This window comes from Cytobacillus oceanisediminis (genome assembly GCF_003182355.1).
Classification (GTDB): Bacteria; Bacillota; Bacilli; order Bacillales; family Cytobacillaceae; genus Cytobacillus; species Cytobacillus oceanisediminis_A.
In genome coordinates, this window is sequence record NZ_QGTW01000006.1 from 146,621 (window position 1) to 166,228 (window position 19,608).

22 protein-coding genes are annotated in these 19,608 nt (G+C 41.3%); 6 read left to right on the forward strand and 16 right to left on the reverse strand.

Annotated elements, in window-relative coordinates; translation table 11 throughout:
* Window positions 1–153 precede the first annotated feature (153 nt).
* Window positions 154–1,215 (reverse strand): SDR family NAD(P)-dependent oxidoreductase, encoded by a 1,062-nt coding sequence (locus DFO73_RS13065; RefSeq protein WP_110065188.1) that lies wholly within the window; start codon window positions 1,213–1,215, stop codon window positions 154–156.
* 214 nt (window positions 1,216–1,429) lie between these two features.
* Between DFO73_RS13065 and DFO73_RS13070 the strand changes: the two genes are divergently transcribed.
* A complete protein-coding gene (locus DFO73_RS13070; protein WP_110065189.1) occupies window positions 1,430–3,487 on the forward strand; it encodes a molybdopterin-containing oxidoreductase family protein in 2,058 nt (685 codons plus the stop codon).
* Window positions 3,488–3,633: 146 nt separating this feature from the next.
* Entirely contained in the window at window positions 3,634–4,410 is a 777-nt protein-coding gene (locus tag DFO73_RS13075; RefSeq protein WP_110065190.1) for a manganese catalase family protein, read from the forward strand.
* 108 nt (window positions 4,411–4,518) lie between these two features.
* Here the strand turns inward: DFO73_RS13075 and DFO73_RS13080 are convergent, their stop codons facing one another.
* The 9 genes from DFO73_RS13080 to DFO73_RS13120 all read right to left on the reverse strand — a co-directional run bounded on the left by DFO73_RS13080 (window position 4,519) and on the right by DFO73_RS13120 (window position 12,485).
* Window positions 4,519–4,854, reverse strand: coding sequence for an IDEAL domain-containing protein (locus DFO73_RS13080; protein WP_110065191.1), 336 nt, complete (start codon window positions 4,852–4,854; stop codon window positions 4,519–4,521).
* A gap of 159 nt (window positions 4,855–5,013) precedes the next feature.
* Window positions 5,014–5,427, reverse strand: a complete 414-nt coding sequence (locus tag DFO73_RS13085; protein ID WP_110065192.1) for an RrF2 family transcriptional regulator — start codon at window positions 5,425–5,427, stop codon at window positions 5,014–5,016.
* A 263-nt stretch (window positions 5,428–5,690) separates the two neighbouring features.
* Window positions 5,691–6,332, reverse strand: a complete 642-nt coding sequence (locus tag DFO73_RS13090; protein WP_110065193.1) for a malonate decarboxylase holo-ACP synthase — start codon at window positions 6,330–6,332, stop codon at window positions 5,691–5,693.
* A complete protein-coding gene (locus DFO73_RS13095) occupies window positions 6,326–8,017 on the reverse strand; it encodes a biotin-independent malonate decarboxylase subunit beta (RefSeq protein ID WP_110065194.1) in 1,692 nt (563 codons plus the stop codon). The genes DFO73_RS13090 and DFO73_RS13095 overlap by 7 nt, the downstream gene beginning before the upstream one ends.
* Window positions 7,995–8,306, reverse strand: coding sequence for a malonate decarboxylase subunit delta (locus DFO73_RS13100; RefSeq protein WP_110065195.1), 312 nt, complete (start codon window positions 8,304–8,306; stop codon window positions 7,995–7,997). Before DFO73_RS13100 ends, DFO73_RS13095 begins: the two co-directional genes overlap by 23 nt.
* 19 nt (window positions 8,307–8,325) lie before the next feature.
* Entirely contained in the window at window positions 8,326–9,246 is a 921-nt protein-coding gene (locus DFO73_RS13105) for a triphosphoribosyl-dephospho-CoA synthase (protein ID WP_309043123.1), read from the reverse strand.
* A complete protein-coding gene (mdcA, locus tag DFO73_RS13110) occupies window positions 9,215–10,861 on the reverse strand; it encodes a malonate decarboxylase subunit alpha (protein WP_181396012.1) in 1,647 nt (548 codons plus the stop codon). Before mdcA ends, DFO73_RS13105 begins: the two co-directional genes overlap by 32 nt.
* 34 nt (window positions 10,862–10,895) lie before the next feature.
* Window positions 10,896–11,822, reverse strand: a complete 927-nt coding sequence (gene mdcH / locus DFO73_RS13115; RefSeq protein WP_110065197.1) for a malonate decarboxylase subunit epsilon — start codon at window positions 11,820–11,822, stop codon at window positions 10,896–10,898.
* Between the two features lie 12 nt (window positions 11,823–11,834).
* A complete protein-coding gene (locus DFO73_RS13120) occupies window positions 11,835–12,485 on the reverse strand; it encodes a GntR family transcriptional regulator (protein WP_110065198.1) in 651 nt (216 codons plus the stop codon).
* 290 nt (window positions 12,486–12,775) lie between these two features.
* Here DFO73_RS13120 and madL point away from each other — a divergent pair, with 290 nt between their 5' ends.
* Together madL and madM are read left to right on the forward strand one after the other, a co-directional pair.
* On the forward strand, window positions 12,776–13,189 hold the full coding sequence (gene madL / locus DFO73_RS13125; RefSeq protein ID WP_110065199.1) for a malonate transporter subunit MadL: 414 nt from the start codon (window positions 12,776–12,778) through the stop codon (window positions 13,187–13,189).
* Window positions 13,170–13,934 (forward strand): malonate transporter subunit MadM, encoded by a 765-nt coding sequence (madM, locus tag DFO73_RS13130; RefSeq protein WP_110065200.1) that lies wholly within the window; start codon window positions 13,170–13,172, stop codon window positions 13,932–13,934. Before madL ends, madM begins: the two co-directional genes overlap by 20 nt.
* A 145-nt stretch (window positions 13,935–14,079) precedes the next feature.
* Here madM and DFO73_RS13135 read toward each other — a convergent pair whose 3' ends face one another.
* The 3 genes from DFO73_RS13135 to DFO73_RS13145 form a co-directional block, all read right to left on the reverse strand.
* Window positions 14,080–14,487 carry an NUDIX hydrolase gene (locus DFO73_RS13135; protein ID WP_110065201.1) on the reverse strand — a complete coding sequence of 136 codons (408 nt, stop codon included), beginning with the start codon at window positions 14,485–14,487 and terminating at the stop codon, window positions 14,080–14,082.
* A 216-nt stretch (window positions 14,488–14,703) separates the two neighbouring features.
* The gene (locus DFO73_RS13140; protein ID WP_110065328.1) at window positions 14,704–15,237 is read right to left on the reverse strand and encodes a topology modulation protein; all 534 of its coding nucleotides are present in this window, start codon (window positions 15,235–15,237) and stop codon (window positions 14,704–14,706) included.
* A gap of 25 nt (window positions 15,238–15,262) precedes the next feature.
* Entirely contained in the window at window positions 15,263–15,778 is a 516-nt protein-coding gene (locus tag DFO73_RS13145) for a hypothetical protein (protein WP_110065202.1), read from the reverse strand.
* Window positions 15,779–16,182: 404 nt separating this feature from the next.
* Here DFO73_RS13145 and DFO73_RS13150 point away from each other — a divergent pair, with 404 nt between their 5' ends.
* Window positions 16,183–17,202, forward strand: a complete 1,020-nt coding sequence (locus DFO73_RS13150; protein WP_110065203.1) for a DUF3231 family protein — start codon at window positions 16,183–16,185, stop codon at window positions 17,200–17,202.
* Window positions 17,203–17,503: 301 nt separating this feature from the next.
* On the opposite strand, the gene DFO73_RS29620 is transcribed toward DFO73_RS13150, so the two are convergent.
* From DFO73_RS29620 to DFO73_RS13160, 3 genes are read right to left on the reverse strand one after another with little or no spacing between them, the layout of a single operon-like run.
* Window positions 17,504–17,755 (reverse strand): GNAT family N-acetyltransferase, encoded by a 252-nt coding sequence (locus DFO73_RS29620; RefSeq protein ID WP_309043202.1) that lies wholly within the window; start codon window positions 17,753–17,755, stop codon window positions 17,504–17,506.
* 22 nt (window positions 17,756–17,777) lie between these two features.
* Window positions 17,778–17,999 carry a GNAT family N-acetyltransferase gene (locus DFO73_RS29625; protein WP_309043131.1) on the reverse strand — a complete coding sequence of 74 codons (222 nt, stop codon included), beginning with the start codon at window positions 17,997–17,999 and terminating at the stop codon, window positions 17,778–17,780.
* A gap of 30 nt (window positions 18,000–18,029) precedes the next feature.
* On the reverse strand, window positions 18,030–18,521 hold the full coding sequence (locus DFO73_RS13160; protein ID WP_110065204.1) for an NUDIX hydrolase: 492 nt from the start codon (window positions 18,519–18,521) through the stop codon (window positions 18,030–18,032).
* Between the two features lie 173 nt (window positions 18,522–18,694).
* Between DFO73_RS13160 and DFO73_RS13165 the strand changes: the two genes are divergently transcribed.
* The gene (locus DFO73_RS13165; RefSeq protein ID WP_110065329.1) at window positions 18,695–19,555 is read left to right on the forward strand and encodes a YitT family protein; all 861 of its coding nucleotides are present in this window, start codon (window positions 18,695–18,697) and stop codon (window positions 19,553–19,555) included.
* Window positions 19,556–19,608: the final 53 nt, after the last annotated feature.

A 19,608-nucleotide genomic window follows, 5' to 3' on the forward strand; every position in this document is an offset into this window, starting at 1 on the left:
CATATATATAAGTCTTGAAGAAAAGAGGATTTTATATATCCACCTTCAGGTACTGGAAGATAAGAAGAAACAGGAAGAGACTATTAAAAGGGCAAAGGATATAACAAAATATAAAGACCGTGGATTATTTATCCGCGGTCTTATCTCTTTAAACTATAAAGGAACCTTCGCCTGATCGGTTAAAAACACTTCTATAATCGTTTTTAACATTTCTCTATCCATTTCCAGCATTGGGATCCCGGCCGCTGTGAGCATTTTTTCTGTATGCTCTGTCGGAAAATCAATCGTCCGCTGAAAATAGCTATTAAAAATTCTCATTGAATCATGAAAAGCTTTTTCTTCATTTGTCATCTCCTCGTTTGAAGAGAGTGAATGCATTTCCAATTCCGGAAAGTCAAGAACCTCTTTTACAATCGACAAAATCTCTGACTGCAAGGGCGGGCTGGGGTTTGTAATGTTAAAAATGTCACCATTCTCGCTATGGAACAAGGCTGCATCCAGCGCATTAATAACATAATCGACTGGCACAAAATTCTGGGCAACATCCGGATCTAAAAATATTCTGCAGTTTTGATTATCCTTTTTCCGATCCACTCGCTTTTTTAAAATCTTAATACCTTTTAAAAATCCATACAGGCCGAAATTAGTGTCGGCCTCTCCTGTCTTTGAATCGCCGATAATAATGGCTGGGCGGAGGATCACCACTTCCAGTTTTTTTCTGTATCCATAAACCAAATGCTCAGCCTCGCATTTAGAAGCTTCATACGGATTTACAAAACTTCTGTCTGAAGAATAAAGTGTTTCTGACCCTGCACTCTCTTCCCCAACCGTATAGGCAGTGCTAATATACAATACTTTTGGACTTCCAACCTTTAGAGCAAAATTCAGGACGTTTTCCGTACCGTCAACATTCACCATATAGGTCTTATCCCGATCATTTTCATCAAAAGATAACAGCGCAGCACTATGATAGATCGCATCGATTTTTCCTGTTAATGATTTTAAAAGCTGGGCGTTTAAACCGAGGTTCTCCCTTGTCACATCTCCTTCTACAATATGGATCTGCCGGGAGTATCCCTTCCCTTCTTTATACATAAAAGAATCCAATCGGGTTCTTTTCCTGACTAATAAATACAGTTCATGCCCCTGCTCTAAAAGCTTAAGGGAAAGTTTTTTTCCTAAAAATCCGTTTGCTCCTGTAATAAATATTTTCAAAGAGTATTCGCAACCTTTCCTTTCAATCATCTATTTAAAAACTTTAGCGGGAAATACGACTAAAAGCAATGGAAATACCTTTCACTACCCATTAGGCAGCAGTCTGGAAACATTTATTCTGCTTTTACCGCATACCGATCTATCAATAAATCACTTAATTAATCTGACTTTTGTGATATTATCAGTTTAATATGTTCAGTAAAGGGGTTTTGATATGAACTCTTACAGCGATTCTTTTAACGGTGTATTCCCTTCCGTATGCTCACTGGATTGTCCAGACCAGTGCGGGCTTCTTGTTCATAAAAAAGACGGAAAAATCGTGAAAATTGAAGGTGACCCCAGTCACCCGGTTACAAAAGGCAATATCTGCAATAAGGTACGAAACATGCCTGCACGGTTATATGATGAAAAACGTCTGCAATATCCTTTAAAGCGGATTGGCGCAAAGGGGGAAGGCCGCTTTAAGCGAATCAGCTGGAAGGAAGCCATTGACAGTATTACTTCCCGGTGGAAAGATCTGATTAAAGAAGAGGGACCGGAAAGTATCCTGCCATATAGCTTCTATGGCAATATGGGAAGGCTTAATGCGGAAGGAATGGACCGCCGTTTCTTTCACAAACTAGGTGCTTCGTGTTTGGATAGGACGATTTGCCAATCTGCCGGGACTGTCGGATACAGCTATACTATGGGCGGAAGCTTTGGCATTGATCCCGAAGACACCATTCATTCCAAGCTTATTATTTTCTGGGGCATCAATGCGGTTAGCACCAACATGCATCAGGTCGTACTTGCACAAAAAGCAAGAAAAAGTGGTGCAAAAATCGTTGTTATTGATGTACATAAAAACCAGACCGGTAAAATGGCAGATTGGTTTATTCCGATTACACCTGGTACAGATACGGCTCTTGCACTTGGGATCATGCATATTTTGTTTTCGGAAAACATGGTGGATGAACACTTTTTAGAGAAGTACACAGTTGGCCATGAAGATCTTCGTGAGCATGTCGTCCCATATGATCCGGTAACCGTCTCGGGTATTACCGGAGTGCCTGTTGAGGATATTTATACACTTGCTCGCATGTATGGAAAGACGTCCCCTTCTTTTATCCGGATCGGAAACGGCCTGCAGCACCATGATAATGGCGGAATGTGCATCCGCACTATTTCCTGCCTCCCTGCTCTGACTGGCCAGTGGGTCGTTCAAGGCGGGGGTGCCATTAAAGGGAATTCAGGTTACCTGGCTCTTAATACAACAGAGTTACAGCGCCCTGACCTCCTGGAAAATAAGAATACACGAACCATTAATATGAATCAGATTGGCCATGCCCTTCTTGAACTGGAAATGCCCATCAAGTCCATGTTTGTATACGGCACCAACCCGGCAGTTGTAGCGCCTGAGGGCAATAAGGTACGAAAAGGGCTTCAGCGGGAAGATTTGTTTCTCGTTGTCCATGATTTATTTTTAACCGAAACCGCTAAATATGCTGATATTGTTTTGCCAGCTGCCTCTTCCTATGAAAATACAGATCTTTATTCATCCTATTGGCACCATTACATGCAAATCCAGCAGCCAGTTATGGAAGCTTATGGGGAGTCCAAATCGAATGTGGAGGTATTTCGCCTGCTTGCAGAAAGAATGGGCTTTGATGAACCAGCTTTTCAGGAAACAGAAGCTGAAATGATAGAGAAAGCACTTGATTTCCCTAACAATCCCAATATTAAAGAAATCAGCTATCATTCTCTTGTAAAAAATCAATATATCAAAGCCAACGTGAAGCCGATCTTCCCGGGCAAACTGCCGACACCAAGCGGAAAAATAGAATTATATTCTCAGAAAATGAAGGATGCGGGCTACCCTCCTCTACCAACCTATATCCCTTTGGAGGATGAAGCCGGCTTTCCTTTCCTGCTAGTACCGGCACCGAACCATAATTTCTTAAACTCTACTTTTTCCAATAATGAAAGGCACGTAAAGCTTGAAAAAGAGCCGCGCCTGCATATAAATAAGAAAGATGCTGATGCAGCAGGAATCATTGATGGAGAAATGGTACACGTTTGGAATGAGCGTGGAGAATGTGAACTTAAAGCGGCTGTTGGCGAACTCGTCCTCCCTGGCGTCGCTGTTACACAAGGCTTATGGGCAGATGCTCCTGGCACCAGCCAGCTTGTCAACTCCCTGACACCCGATCGGCTATCGGATATGGGCGGGGGAGCGGTGTTTTTCTCCGGGAGAGTTAACATAGAAAAGAGCAAATCGTATAGCAAAATATAAGAAGAGAAATTCATAAACCCCTGCAGATTAAATGCAGGGGCTTTTTTCTTTATTCTTTACAATACTATGAATTTTCCAAACTAATGTTTATGAAAAAGACAGATGGGAATGGTTAGTATGTAAATCTATTATTTTGGAGGTTGAATATGTATATCCACAAAAAAGAGCTATTGTTTCCCGTTAATGTGAAAGAACCCAATCCTGCCTATGCTGCTGCAGTACTTGAGCAATTTGGAGGAGCTAATGGAGAATTAAAGGCTTGCCTGCAATATTTTGCACAGAGCTTTAGTACTCCAGATCCTGCCATTCGTGATCTTTTAATGGATATCTCTACAGAGGAAATTTCTCATCTTGAGATGGTTGGTGCATGTATTACACAGCTTATGGGCGGCCCGGATAAAGAACAGATGATGAATGAACTGGGAAGTGACGAACGCAAAATGGCAGGAGAAGGAAATCTGCTGTCTGACGCAAAAGGCTATGTTAATAGTATGATACATCAAAATTCAACAGTACAAAAAAGCACGATCCTTGACGGCCATGGCCTTGATTTTGTGGATTCATCCGGCACTCCATTTACCGGAAATTTTATTAATAATGTCGGTGACCTCGTTGCCAACCTTCAATCAGACTTGGCAGCCGAGCTGCGCGCAAAAAAGGTATATGAAGAGCTGTATCGCCACGTAGCAGACCCTGGTGCAAGAGAAATGTTCCAATTCCTGATCGATCGGGAAGCAGCTCACGCAACCCTTTTCGAAGAAGCAATCGAGCGTGCAAAAGGAATGGAAAATAAAAAAGCTGAACACACTGGAAACCATGTGAATTTTTATCCGAACCTCTCCTCCGGCGGACAAGCTATGACTGAATTTAAGTTTGCCAAGAACTCTGAAGTTTTTGAAGGCCCCATTTCCAGCAATAAATAAACAGGGAAATGCCCCTCTGAAAAGCTATTCAGAAGGGCATTTCCCTGTTTATCATCCTAATAGCACTTCACCTTTAATTTTTCAGCTTTATCACGGGAATCTTTATGTCTATGAAACTCCCTTTACAAGTTCCTTCATTGAATTTAATTTGGAAGAAAGCTCAATGAACCATTCTTCATCCCCTGTTGAAAGCGCCAAGTCTATTAGGAAATGGATTTGTTCCTTGTTAGCCACTTTAGATTCAGGTAATGGCTTAACCCTCCTGCTTAACATTTGAATGGTTTTTCCAATCGTTTCCTGATTGTCACTTGTCACTACGGTTACCTTTACTATCCCTTTCAATATATCCAGTGTTTCAATATAACCTAGAATCAATTCACCTTTTTGTGACTTCCCCTTAATCCAATCCCCTACTTTTAATATGGAATTATTATTAGTCAGCATGCGTTTCACCTTCTTCTAATTATTTTAGTTTGATTGATTTAAACTGTATTATAAGGCATACCCCAAATTAATTGATTTACACTCGATAGGCTGAACTGTAACTTTTTTAATTACATTTAAATGATAAAAAACATGCGGTATGGATACCCCATTCCCGCTTTATTGTTCCTGATTAATAAGATCGATAACTTCCTTTATGGTGTAGTCCTTTAAATACTTTCCCATATGTTCTTCAGCACCTAAGAAAATGGCAAATAGAACTCTTTGCATATTTGCTCCCACAATGCACTGTTCGTTTGATTCAGGACATTTCGGCTGGAGTGTGCCTTCAGAAGTAATTTTATAAAGATCCCAAAGATTAACTTTTTCTAAATCTAAAGCAAAAATAAATCCGCCGCCATTACCTTCTTTTGACTTGATAAATCCATGCTTTTTTAACAAACTTAGCACTTTGCGAATGCGAACGGGGTGAACACCTGCACTCTCGGCTATGGCATCGCTTGTTGACATCCGATCCGGCTGCAGCGCGAGCAGGGTTAAACTATGAATGGCAAGTGTAAATTCACTGTTCATGTCCGCCTCCTAAATTATAAGCAATCAACTTACTGTAATAATAAACGTTACAGAATGATATGTCAACTATAACCCCCCCATAGAAAAACATGGCAGCAATGGGCAGCTGCTATGCCCGATAGTATAAAGAAGAATTTTGTACGAGGTGTCTGGTTTTATTCTGTAAATGGTGTTTCTTGGAATGAAAGCAGATGATGATTCAGAACGAAAGCTGCCAAAAGGGCAGCTTTCAAATTTTCTTATGGAGAAGATTTAATTCACTTTTAGATTTCACAAGCGAAATTTGAGGTAGCTAAACTATTCACCCAAGGATTCTCAATTAAAAGGGGACCATATTGAGTTTTTAAAAGGATTGGAAATGAATTTTTTGCATATTCCACTAATGAAAAAGCCCCCTCAGCTATTTCAACCTGAACATCTGCTTTAGCCGGGCACCTCTGTAATTCACTTAGTATTTTGACGGCTATATTTATGGGAAGTGGATTAATGGCCCGTACAATAAGGTCAAGATCGCTTTTTGCTGTAACAGTTTCAACTCCGCTGGCAAGTTCAAAACCGGCACTTCCCCCAGGTCCCCACACCAGATTGTACCTATCCAGTATTTCCCCTGCTATTTCAAGTGATTCAAACACAGGTGATTGCCTATATTTCAAGAGATGCTTGCCAGTCAAATGCTCTGGCTTGAGTTGACGAATTATAGCATGCTCAGGTAAAAATGCAGGAAACCTTTCACCCCTGGACTTCCCCCTAATCCCTATAGCTATCTGTCCACTGGGCGCATTTGCTCTGCGGACAACAACGTAGGGGGCAACACTCAACGATTCGATCGCCCAGTCAGGGATTGGAGTATGGCTGATAAGATTTTTTGTATCAATCTCCACTAAGTCATGCGGGTCTATTACCATTGCTCCGCCAGCTTCTTTCTAACTAAAATCGATGCTGACCGTCCCCCTTCTTTTGCAAAATCCGAAGTAAGCCTTCTGCTCAAATCACGTGGACTGTTTTGAATATCTTCTATCGCTGAAATTAAACTCTTAAAAACTACTTCCCGATCAGCACCAGCGGGTTCATCGGCCTTAATACCCGAAATAAGTTCATGAAGTGCACCCAATTTTTCAAAGGAACGGATATCATAGGCCATTGAAGGCACTTTTTTCGTGGCTTCTTCTAGTTCCTCAATGGTTCTTTGAGTTATTCTAGCTGCAGATTGCTTGGACATTACATGCACATTGACACCGTCATCATCCAAGGCGATTAATCGGCTTGCCTGCATTCCATGTGATAAAAATGCACCTGAAATTGCCTTTCCAGGAATAAAGGCAATTACCGGATGCCCAGCTAATCTTGCTGATGCATAAGCATCAACGGCTGCCGCACATGCCTGATGGATTCCCAAAAGCTCTTCACGGTACCCATAAGCCTGGCTAGGAACATCAACAATGGCTATAATTGCACGTTTTTCTTCATTGAATCTGTCAGCTTCAATAGCGTCACGGATATGCTTGGCAATCATCCAACCCTGCTCAAGACCAAATTCCCCTGAACGTGCTCTTGGAAACCGGCTTGATTCATCAGGGACAACAGCAAGAAAACGAACAGGCTTGCCGCCGATTATGGCATCAGAACATAAGACCGAAGGAGCAACTCCAATATTATTGCTGCCGGCTGTCAAAAGGTTAAACCATCTATGTCCCCTGCTTTTAATTTTAATAACACTATTATCAGTAGCTCTGTTGGATTCATCTGAATTATACCGATTTGATTCTGCCCATAAATCCTGAACTTTCTGAGGGGTCAGCACTTCTGATGTATTTACAGAGCCTATAAAAGATAGGTATCTCTCAACCTGTGAGCTTCTCGGTCTTTCCACTGCTCCCTGCTGGATTGCAGACAATATGGCCTCTCTAAAAGAGCAGATATCATCCTCAACCTCTATATCGGCGAAACCAGCAGCCACTCTCTGTCTGCCTCCAATAGTATCCCAAATCCGCTTGCGATCCGTTGAATCAAATTCCAGTATCCCAGCTTCCTGCTCGATTACTTCTGGTCCATTTAATCCAAGCCGGCCTTCCCTCGTGATGATTAAAGTACTGCATAAACCTGCGTTAATTGACATCCCGCCAAAAGCTCCAATTTTGCCCGGGATTACCCCAATAACGGGAACATACTCCCTTAACGCCACGATGGCTGCACTAATTTCGGCAATTGATAAGAGGCCATAATTGGCTTCCTGCAGTCTGACTCCCCCAGTATCAAAAATAAAAATGGGATATATTAAATTTCCAGATTTATTTTTCTCAAGTGCCATCTCTAAAGCCCCTGCAATCTTCGCACCGGAGACTTCTCCTATTCCGCCTCCCTGAAAACTGCCTTCAATGGAAATGACTACTGCCGGGTTGCCATTTAACTCTCCCTTTCCAACCACGACTCCATCATCACTTTGAGGAACAATGCCTTGCAGCTCCAAATGCGGAGACTCAAGTCCCTCAAATGGTCCTAAAAGTTCCCTGAAAGTACCCTGGTCAAGCAAAACACGGGCACGTTCCCTTCCTCTGCATTCAACAAAGCTATTTTTTAGCGTATCCTGCATTTCTGCCCACCTCCAATGCTTGTGAAAGCCTCAATGATACAACACCGGGAGTTGCCCCAAAATCATTGATTTTAATAATTGCTGAGATATCATTATTACTAAAGAACCGTTCTAATACCGCTTCCCATATTTGATTAAATCCTGTTGCGCCTGTCCGGACCGTCACATCTGCATATCCCTGTCCGGACGGTTCCATTAAAATCTCCAGGTCACCTGACCCTACAACTCCAACATGAGCATTTGACTCCAGCATTTGAGTTGCAGGGAACCGAAAGTTTAATTTTTCCATATGGCAGCTCCCCCTTCTATTAAATTAGTAAAGCACCTTGTCTCTTGAACTCGCTTTTTGCATTCTGGTCTAAAAAGTCCATAAATATGGTGGCAGCAAGCAAATCCGCGCTTCCGCCAGGTGATACCTTTTGGAGGCATAATGATTGATCCAATTGTTTTAATAACTGCCAGCCTTTGGCCGTAGAAACTCCTCCAGCTTTTAAAATTTCCTTTGCACGCTTCTTTGTACTGCTCAAAGCTTTTGCCCCACCTCTATGCAAAATACAGGTGTCATTTAGTTCTGCCATAAGAGCAATGAGTACGTTTAGCCTGCAAAGATTTTCATTCATACATCTTTTTCTGGATTCATAAAGAATTGGCAGCCCAAAATGCCTTACGTGGGGAAAACCTTGTTCTGCCTCACCCTTGGCCCCATTTACTCCAAACCTTGCTTTAACAAAGCTGCCATTTGTTTTAACAGCAGGAAGATTACGATCAGTGAAGAGAGCCAGACTTCCTGCTTGGATTGCTATCTCTTCAATTCCGCTTTTCCCTAAGTCCATCGCAGCACTGGAAACAAGAAGACCTAAAGCCCATATAGCTCCTTTATGAGTATTTACACCACCGGTGGCCTTAAACATAGCCTGTTCCCCCCGCCGCCCAATGACTGCTATCTCTTCCCTGAGTTGTTGTGAAGGGATCCGGTTAAGGCTGGTTTCCGCTATTTCTCTAAAAGTAGTTTCAAGTGCTTTAGCAGACTTAATCATCGTTTTTAGGGACATATCTGTATGCGACCCAGAGTTATTCTGATCAACCAGTCCTGGTTTTGGCGTTAGCTCTGCCTCTTCTATAAGTGATTGTACCGCCAGCTTTCCAAGGTTAAAGCTATAAGTTTGCAAGTCTTTCATTTTTATCACTTCCGTCTCTTTACCAGCTTCTGAATTTAGCCGGCGGCTCATATAAACCTTCCGACCATTCCACGAGCTCTTCAACATTTTTGGCAGCCAGCAGTGACCTGTTTGCATCCGTTCTTCTAATCTCGAGATCTTCCGGAAGAGCAATTAACCCTTCTCTTCTCAATTTTCCAGTCTTCTTAACATCATGCTTCAGGCCTATTGGTGTTACACCGGCAATTGCTGCGATTGCCTGCCTCCGTTCTTCCATGCTGTCCGTTTTATATAGATAGGCAATCCCCTCCTCAGTGACTATATGTGTTACATCATTTCCATAAATCATGACAGGTGCTGTTTCAAGCCCTATATCCTTTTTGGCACCCACAGCATCCAGCGATTCAACAAAAACTGGTTTATTTCCGTTTTGAAATGTTTCAACTACCTGAACAACCAATTTTCTTCCCCGTGCAAGCGGGTTTGTATCTGTCATCATGTCTAACCATGCATGAGAGGAATGGCGCCTACCTCCTGGATCATGTCCCATGTTCGGTGCTCCTCCAAAGCCGGCAAGGCGTCCCCTCGTTACGGTTGAAGAATTCCCTGCTTCGTCAATCTGCAGACTTGAACCCACAAATAAATCGACAGCATATTGGCCGGCAAGCTGGCAAAGTGTCCGGTTTGAACGCAAACTACCATCATGGCCAGTAAAAAATATATCACGCCGGGCAGCGACGTATTTTTCCATTCCTACTTCTCCGCCAAAACAATGGACACTCTCTACCCAACCGCTTTCAATAGCCGGGATAAGGGTCGGATGGGGATTCAAAGCCCAATGCTTGCATATTTTCCCTTTCAGCCCTAAGGATTCACCGTAAGTTGGGAGAAGAAGTTCAATCGCGGCAGTATTATAGCCTATACCATGGTTCAGAGATTTAACTCCGTGTTTTCCGTATATTCCACTTATGACCATCATTGCCTGCAGAATCTGAATATCTGTAATGTGCCGCGGATCACGGGTGAACAGCGGCTCCAGCTGATAAGGCTTATCGGCAACAACTACAAAATCAATCCAAGAACCTGGTATATCAACACGAGGCAATTCATCAGCCAATTCATTGACCTGGGCAATAACAATGCCGCTGCTAAAACCTGCTGCTTCAACAAGGGTCGGAGTTTCTTCCGTGTTTGGCCCTGTATATAAGTTGCCTGCTGAATCGGCTTTATCTGCTGCCACTAAAGCCACTGAAGGAATCAAGTCAATAAATAGCCTGCCATATAACTCCACATATGTATGAATCTCGCCCATTGTCAGCTTTCCATCTTCAAGCATTTGCGCCATTCGAAGACTTTGGGGGCCAGCATAAGAAAAGTCCACTTTGTTTGCGATACCGTTCTCAAATAAATCCAAGTGTTCAGGACGGGAAATGCTGGACATGATCATGTGCAAATCGAATAATTTTTTAGGGTCAGCCTTGGCAAGAGCGGCTGAAAGGAAAGAGGCCTGTTTTTGATTGTTGCCTTCCAGAACCACCCGATCCCCTGGCATAATCAGCGTTTCTAAAGCCTCGACGATTTGGTGTGTGGGTATAATTCTGCCGCTGGTAATTCCCTTCATTTTCTCTACTCTTTTTTGCTTGGCTTCAAGACGTCTATTCCAAGACCGTTGTTTAGCAGCCTGCATTATATATATCCCCTTTCTGATATCAAATTTTTATTTAAGAACAAAATCTCTTTGCCAAGAAAAAGCAATTTTCAAAACCGTTTTCATCCACTGAGACAGAGCGGGCACCCGGCAGCGTTTTTTTATTTAAATTGGTTAGAACATTCCCTGAAGGCATTTCTATCAGAAGCCTTGTGCCATACTCACAAAGCAAAGAGCTAACTTCATACCAACGGACAGGATGGGAAACATTAAAAGCGAGATCCTCCCTAATTTGCTCCGAATTCCTTATTAACCTGGCTTTTCTATTTGAGGCATAGGGAACAACTGGAGAACGAATATTAACATGTGCAAGCTCGTCATATAAGGAATCAGCAACAGAGTTTAGCAATGGACAATGTGATGGCACACTTACGTTAAGAAGTTCAGCTTTCCTTGCACCGCCATGACTCGCTTGATCGAGAACCATATTGATACCTGGAATGGAACCAGAAATTGTGATCTGGTCGGCTGCATTAACATTGGAGGAATATACCGGGTTCTCTTCAGAAAATATTGCTTCAACCATATCGTTTACCGACTTTGCATCCAAACCTGAAATCACCCCCATCCCATAACCCGATGGAAAAGCCTCTTCCATAAGTACACCTCTAAGTTTTACAACCTTCAAAGCATCGGCAAAATCCATCGCCCCGCAAGTAACTGCAGCTCCGAAGGCACCGACTGAATGACCTGCCACAAAATCCGGCCTCACCCCTTCTGCTTCGAATGCTTTTGAAACAGCCACTGACGCAATAAGTAAAGACAATTGAACTGATACAGTGGACGTCAATGCCTCAGCAGTATCGAGATTATTAATTTTTTCACCAATTACTTCACTTGCTTCTTGTAAAACCTCACCTACAGCAGAATGGTCAGGTAAGCTGTGAAGCATGCTTATTTTTTGTGAACCTTGGCCGGGAAATAAGAATGCAAGTTTCATCTGCTCCCCCTCCTACTTACCCAGCTTTCGTTTCATGCTGGCTATTACGTCCTGATTATGTCTTGTCAGCAGCTCTGTTGCCTCAGCTATTTTTTTTTCTTTGAAAAGATTGATTAACATTTCATGTTCATGAACAGATTTTTCAATGTTCCCCTGGTGTGCGAAGGAAAGACTTTGTATCCTTAGGAGCGGCCACCCCAGACGGGAATACATGGTCTTAATTGTTTCACTTTTGCTCATTTCTATAAGTGACGTATGAAATGAATGATTCAACTGTGTATAGGTATGAACATCAGAAACATTCTTCATATTTTCTAAAAGTACTGACATTTTTTGCAGTCCCTGTTCATCAACCCCATTCCTGTTGATTCTATCCATTGCCATGGACTCTAGCATAATTCGAATTTCAAGAAGATCGTAAATTTCATTTTCTGTATAATCTTTGACTACCGCTCCTTTTCGGGGAATCCTTTCAACAAGTCCTTCAATCGAGAGTAAGTAAATTGCCTCCCTCACTGGTGCACGGCTTGTTCCATACTCCTCAGCATAAATATGTTCTATTAGCTTTTCACCAGGAACTAACTCCCCTTTGATAATTTGTTCAGTGATGTGTTCAGCTATATGATTTGATAAGGCATTCTGATTAATTTTATCCGATTTCATGACACTGTCCCTTTCAGAAGAAAATTGTTTGGTCGACTGTCGATTCTATTATAACGCCTCATTTTTAATAATTCAATATTTTGAGAAAATTATAAAAATTAATTGACTTTTCCTTTTCTTCCGTTTTATTATGAGTTCTAGGAATACAGTCGACTGTAGATTCTAAAATTGCAAGCGCTTTCTTTTAATTGTTTTACCCTTCACCTTGTTCTAGCCAGTTGAACAAAAGTCATAGTAACTTTACGGCTCTGTCCCTTTGCCCTTAGCAAAAAAATTTAAGGAGAGATTAAATGGTCATTTATGGTGTTGCTTTACTATCCTTCTGCTTGTTATCGGGTGTATTTTTGGGAGATTTCCTTGGTAGTATACTGGGGATCGACGCAAATGTAGGCGGTGTAGGTATTGCTATGCTGTTGCTGATTCTGCTCGTGGAATACCTTAAGAAGAAGGATAAATTGAATAATCAAACTCGGGAAGGATTATCCTTTTGGAGTGCCATGTATATTCCAATTGTTATAGCAATGTCAGCTCAGCAAAATGTTGTAGCTGCTTTGGATGGAGGGCCTCTAGCCCTTACAGCCGGCGTAGCAGCAGTCTTTATAAGCTGGGCATTTGTTCCACTTTTAAGCAGGGGCGGCAATGTTAAGGAAACACTTGAAAGTGGAATTTCTGGAGGTGACCAGCGTGTTAGAAATATTAGGTAATGCACTTTTAGACAACGGCCTTATTGTCGCCTTTACAGTTGTAGGAATTACAATGTTTCTCTCCTATTTTCTCTCTGATAAGTTAACAAAGGGCCGAATCCATGGATCCGCTATAGCAATAGCTCTTGGACTGGTACTTGCATATATTGGCGGAGTGGTTACAGGAGGGGAAAAAGGCTTATCAGACATCGGCATCTTTGCAGGTATCGGTTTGATGGGTGGAGGAATGCTCCGTGACTTTGCGATTGTGGCTACCGCCTTTGGAGCCAATTTCAGTGAAATAAAAAAAGCGGGAGTTAACGGTGTGGTTTCCCTCTTTTTGGGAGTAATCCTCTCCTTTGTTGTAGGTGTTGTAATCGCTTTGGCCTTTGGCTATACAGACGCGGTTAGCCTTACAACCATTGGTGCCGGGACAGCCACATACATAGTTGGTCCTGTAACAGGAACAGCTTTAGGTGCTAGTTCAGAGGTCATAACCCTAAGTATTGCTGCTGGTTTGGTAAAATCCATTCTTACAATGATCGGAACTCCTTTTATTGCAAAATACATTGGTTTAAATAACCCTCGTACTGCCATGGTTTATGGAGGACTAATGGGTACCACAAGCGGAGTTGCCGGCGGATTGGCTGCGACTGATCCTAAACTAGTTCCATATGGGGCTGTTACTGCCACTTTTTACACTGGACTAGGCTGCCTTCTAGCACCTTCTGTTCTTTTTTTAATGACAAAAGCTGTTTTTGGATAAACGATTGGTCTATTAATTTGATTATAAAAAAGGCGGCTTTTGCCGCTTTTTTAATATTATTTACAGAGTGTTTATAATATATTGAATGCGGAACTGGACTAAAACTTCACTAATTCTATCATTATTCTTTTGTTATCTAACCGTATCAAAAATCAACATAAAAAGCATGAAGCTCCTCATTCATACAATACTCAATCCTCTGTCTGAAATTCTTCCAAGTAACCATTTCCATGGCAGCCTCAATAGGAAAGAAACCAACTTCCAGACTCTCTGAACTGGTTGTCAATTTTCCTCCAACCGGTTTTCCCAGAAATAAAGTATTGCATATGCAGTCACTTACATTTTGGAAAACACCGCAGAATTTCGTAATTTCTATCTCGATGCCTGACTCTTCCTTCGTCTCTCTGATTGCTGCATTTTTTAGAGACTCCCCCTCTTCAACCTGTCCGCCTGGCATTTCCCATCCTCTTTGCGGACCTTTGATCAGCAAAATTTCATTATTTTCATTTAAGACAATGGCAGCTGCTGAAACAATATGTTTTGGCGTGTTCAATTTATCAACCTGCTTTCATAAACATTTTATTTTGATAGCTTTAATAGATGAATTTTGTCGATATTTAGTCGTTTATGCGTCACTTTCGGATCTTTAGAACCACTTTTTGATTTATGCGTTCAACTTTTTCAATTTATGAACCACTTTTGACTTTCTTTGCATCATTTTTCAAATTTATGAATCTCTAATTGTACTAAACAGATTTTTAAGCTTTAACTAACAAACCCGATTTACCTTGCCTTCCAAGCCTTTTACATATAATTCAATCTCCTCTTGACTCCTCAGCACAATGACCTTTTTTCCTGCAGCATGAAATTTCATTAGCCGTTCTGCCATCTTTTTCTTGCGGGGTCCATAAGTTGTGATGATGAATTTAATAAATGGCCAGTCCATTTTTTCCTGGAACCCCTCAGCCATGTCCGCCCGGGTTCTGCCAATATTGGTTATCCACCTTTTCAAAACTCGGTACAGGCAGATGTATAATGGAAGCTCAAGGTAAATAACCGTATCACACATATCAGCCCTGATATCAAAGGTATTGCTGTAATTGCCTTCCATGATCCACTGTTGTTTTTTGACAATTCCCCGCTGTGCTGCCGAAAATTCTTCTAGTTCGCTCTCCACCCAGCCAGGCTTCCAAAATATCGCGTCCAGATGAATAACCTCTATTCCCAATGCTTCTCCGACTTCCCTGGCAAACGTGGATTTGCCTGCCCCTGCCGAGATCCCAATTACCATAATTCTGTTCAACAAAAATCAGCCCGCTTTCGAAAACCTATTTACTCCTGTAAAATGGCTCCAGTGAATCTGCAATTTTAATTAACTCTTCTTGAGAATATTGCTCCTTGCCACGATTATTTAAATATACGGTAATATTATAATTTAGTCCTGATTCATTCCAGGTAACGATTTGGGTGGCTTCATTATAATAATACTCTGCTTTCGTTCCATCACTTAATTGGATTTGCTTTTCTTCGGTACCTGTTGAATTTTCAAGTGCAATCTCAGGCATAACACCTATGATAATCCAATCATGTTCAGCTCTTCCTTTAAATGAAATCTCGACACTGTAATGGCTGTCCGTTCTGCCTAGATCTTTTCCATCATGGTAGCTGAAAAGAGTTGTTTCTTTTACCTCAAATGGCATATAAGCCGGTATTTTAAAATCATGAGGAAATTCCTGTATTCCTTTAATTTCTTCTTTCACCAAAGGATGTGCAGCCTGCTGTGAACAGGCAGATAATAAAATGAAAATGAACGCTATACTAAAAAATTTACAAGTATGTATCAATTAACCGACTCCCCTTTCATTGCAGTGCTAAATTTCGCTTCAAACATGTTTTTATCCGCATATATACATGTTTACGAAGAATTCCGAAAAAAAGATTCAGAAATGCCATTTTTTATAGCTCTTTTATTAAAAAAGGATATTTATATGCGGTACCAGTTCATTGCGAATAAAAAAATCTTGTACGCATAACCCTTATCTATGTCCGTATGGTATTTTCATCTGCAGGAAGCCATTCTTTATGCAGGTAAAAATTTTCGTTTAGCCAGGGTTTATTTGCGGACAGGATGTTTCAAGTGCATGTGTTTTACAGGTTCATAAATAACTTTCATTTAGGAATAATAACCCATAGTAAGGAAAAAAATATAATTTATACATACCCAACCACTTTTTCAGGAGGCTTAGGAATGCACCAGAACAAGACACGTTTAACGGCAGCTGAAATAGCTTCCCTATGGACATCATATATGAATGATAGCATGGCAAGGTGTGTTTTAGGATTTATGCTTAAGCATCTGGAAGATAAGGAAATAAAAGGGGTGGTCCAATATGCGTATGATTTGGCATCCGGCCATTTGAAGAAACTGGTGAAGTTTTATAAACAGGACGAGCTTGCCCTTCCTGATGGTTTTTCAGACAATGACGTCTATATGGGTGCACCCTGGCTTTTCTCTGATATCTTCTGTTTAACCTATGTAAATCATATGGCAAGAACAGGGTTGATTGCGTATGGGGGCTTTCTGTCCATGAGCTCGAGGGAAGACATCTGCGATTACTATACAAAAGGGCTATATGAAACCTCCGTTCTCTATAATAAATCCAATAGGACAGCACTTAAAAAAGGACTGCTTGCGAGACATCCATATATTGAAACACCGAATGTAACTGAGTATATAGACACCAAGAATTATTTAAGCGGATTAAATCCGTTGGCGAATAAAAGGCCCTTAAATGCAATTGAGATTTCCCATTTATACATGAATGTTATGACCAACGCAATGGGTGTGAATTTAAGCCTCAGCTTTGCACAGACCTCCCCTTCTAAAGAGGTTTCAGATTTTATGCTCAGGGGAGCTGAAATAGCAAATAAGCATATTAAAATTTTTTCAGATATTTTGCTGCAAAATGATATTCCCACCCCTCGTTTGCCTGATGTCAGTGTAAGCAATTCGGTAACAAAGACCTTCTCAGATAAGCTGGTAATGTTTCATATGAGTTTAATTAGTGCGGCAGGAACCGGGAATTATGCAACAGCAGCTGCAGCGAGCCAGCGAAGTGATTTAGCCATGAATTATGAGCGTTTATCCATTGAAATTGCCAAGTACGCCAAAACCGGGGCTGATATCATGATCAAACACCATTGGATGGAGAAGCCTCCTGGCACGAAAGACCGCAAAAAACTTGCCAGCAGTAAGAAAGGCTCATGAAGGTAACAGTTCGGTTCTAAGGCTCTGTTAAACTTGCCTGTTGATTTCCGCTCCAGGGACTCAGCTATCCTCGGGCGGTCTAATAGGAGCCTCCTCGGCGCTTTCGCGCCTGTGGGGTCTCCCTTCGACACACTGCTCAGCTGGAGTCTCCCCCTTCTACTTCAATCAACAGGGTGCCAAAATCAACAAATACGCTTCAACACAGCCAGAAATAAAAAAAAGCATAAACGCTCTTTTTAGTTTATCTGCAAAAATTCTTCCTTCAAAATAGAATACATCACGATATCCCTCTGCTTGCCTTTTAAAAATAAGCTTTCCTCAAGATATCTTCAAGTGACATCCCAGCTTTCTCCAGAAGCCGCTGTGAAGCAATATTTTCTGAGAAGCTTCTTGCCTGGATTCGGATTAAATCCATTGCTGCAAACCCAAATTTAATTACTTCCTTTGCTGCTTCTGTGCCAATCCCTCTACCCCAATGGTCTTCAGAAAGCACATAAGCTATTTCTGCAGTATGATGTGCCGGTTCCCAGGAGACATACTCGATTGTGCCAATAAGTTTGCGCTTTCTTTAAGCTCTATCCCCATGGCGCTGTTTTATTATTTTCGTATTGCTCCATTACATCTTGGATAAAAGCTTCGATGTCTGCTAAGCTTTTTTGATCTGGGAATGGGACATATTTTGTTACTTCAATAGATGATGTGTATGTATGCATATCCTCAAGGTCCCCCAAAGTGAGCTTTCTGAGCATAAGGCGAACCGTTTCTAATTTGGGCACATTAAAGTTCACTGATTTCATCTATCGACCATCCTTTTTTAAAGAATTCTACTATCCTTCTTTCAAAGCACATACAAGCGTCTGTGCCAGGACCTCATGCCACCCCTTGAAATAGTCTGATACTCTTATTGGATCAATCAATGTTCTTTCCACTGATTCAAACTTTCCTTCAAAGTCATGCATCTTCTTAATATTCATTCGGTAATATACCTGATATCCTAGCTTGGGATAAGGACTGCATTCATTCCATTGTGAGTTTTTACTATGATCTACGATAACATGTCCCAAAAGCTTACATTCCCCTTCCACATAGCCTTCTTCCATTGCTTCACGTTTTAAGCATTGTTCCGGGTTTTCACCCTGCTCAATATGTCCGCCGGGAATATCCCAGCCGCGGTGGTTTAAATTTACTAACAAAAGTTTGTTTTCATAAAAACAAAGCCCATGTACGCTAGTAATTAAACCATATTCAGGTAGTTGTATTGTCTCCTGCCAAGTTAGTTTGACTTTTGCTTGCCCCCAATTTACATAGGTTGAAGTCATTTGTTTCTCCCCAATTCTTAATAATTTTCCATTTAATCACATTCTGCACCTACATTCCGAATACCTCTCAAGGTGCAAAACTTTGTCCGCGATGCTTTGTCTTAAAATTTTTTCTGAAAAAATGATATAATACTAAAGTATTTTGCAAAAAGAAAGGCTTGATCCTATTGGCAATGACGAAAAAAAAGCGTGTTTTAAAAGAAGTAAGACAGATGGTTATGATTACGATTGGAGCCATCATCGCAGCAGCTGGGCTTGAGTTTTTCCTGGTTCCCAATAATATTCTGGATGGCGGTGTGATCGGCCTTTCAATCATTGCTGCCGAGCTAACCGGAATGACAATGAGTTTATTCCTGATTATATTGAATTTGCCATTCCTTTATATTGGCTATCGAAAAATCGGGACCAAGTTTACCATACATACTTTATATGGGGTTATCGTTCTATCAGCAAGTACAGCTTATTTGCATCATTTTGAACCGGTAACAGATGACTTATTTTTAGCCACGATTATTGGAGCAGTTATCCTTGGAACAGGTGTAGGCCTCGTAATTAGAACTGGCGGTTCTTTGGATGGGACAGAGATTATCGCCATCCTCGTCAGCAAGAAGCGTCCTGTATCAGTAGGACAATTTATTATGATTGTCAATGTATTCATCTTCATACTGGCTGCATTCCTGGTTTTCAGCTGGGAAACAGCTATGTATTCGATTATCACCTATTATATCGCTTATAAGATGATTGATATTGTCGTCGAAGGTTTGGAAGAATTAAAGTCGGTTACTATTATTTCCGATGTTCCCGAAGAGATATCTGATGCACTCATTAAACAATTAGGCCGCGGAATGACCTATATTCAAGGCCAGGGTGTTTTTACAGGCGAGCCAAAGAAAATAATTTATACAATTGTGACCCGAATTGAATTATCTACATTGCGCTCAATTGTGGAAGACATTGATCCAAATGCCTTAGTGGCTATTGAGAATATTGCAGATGTTAGCGGCAGCAATTTTGATAAGGGGTCTGCCCATTAATCAGATCAGAAGCAAGAAAAAGGCAGTCTCTCACTAGAATGAGGGACTGCCTT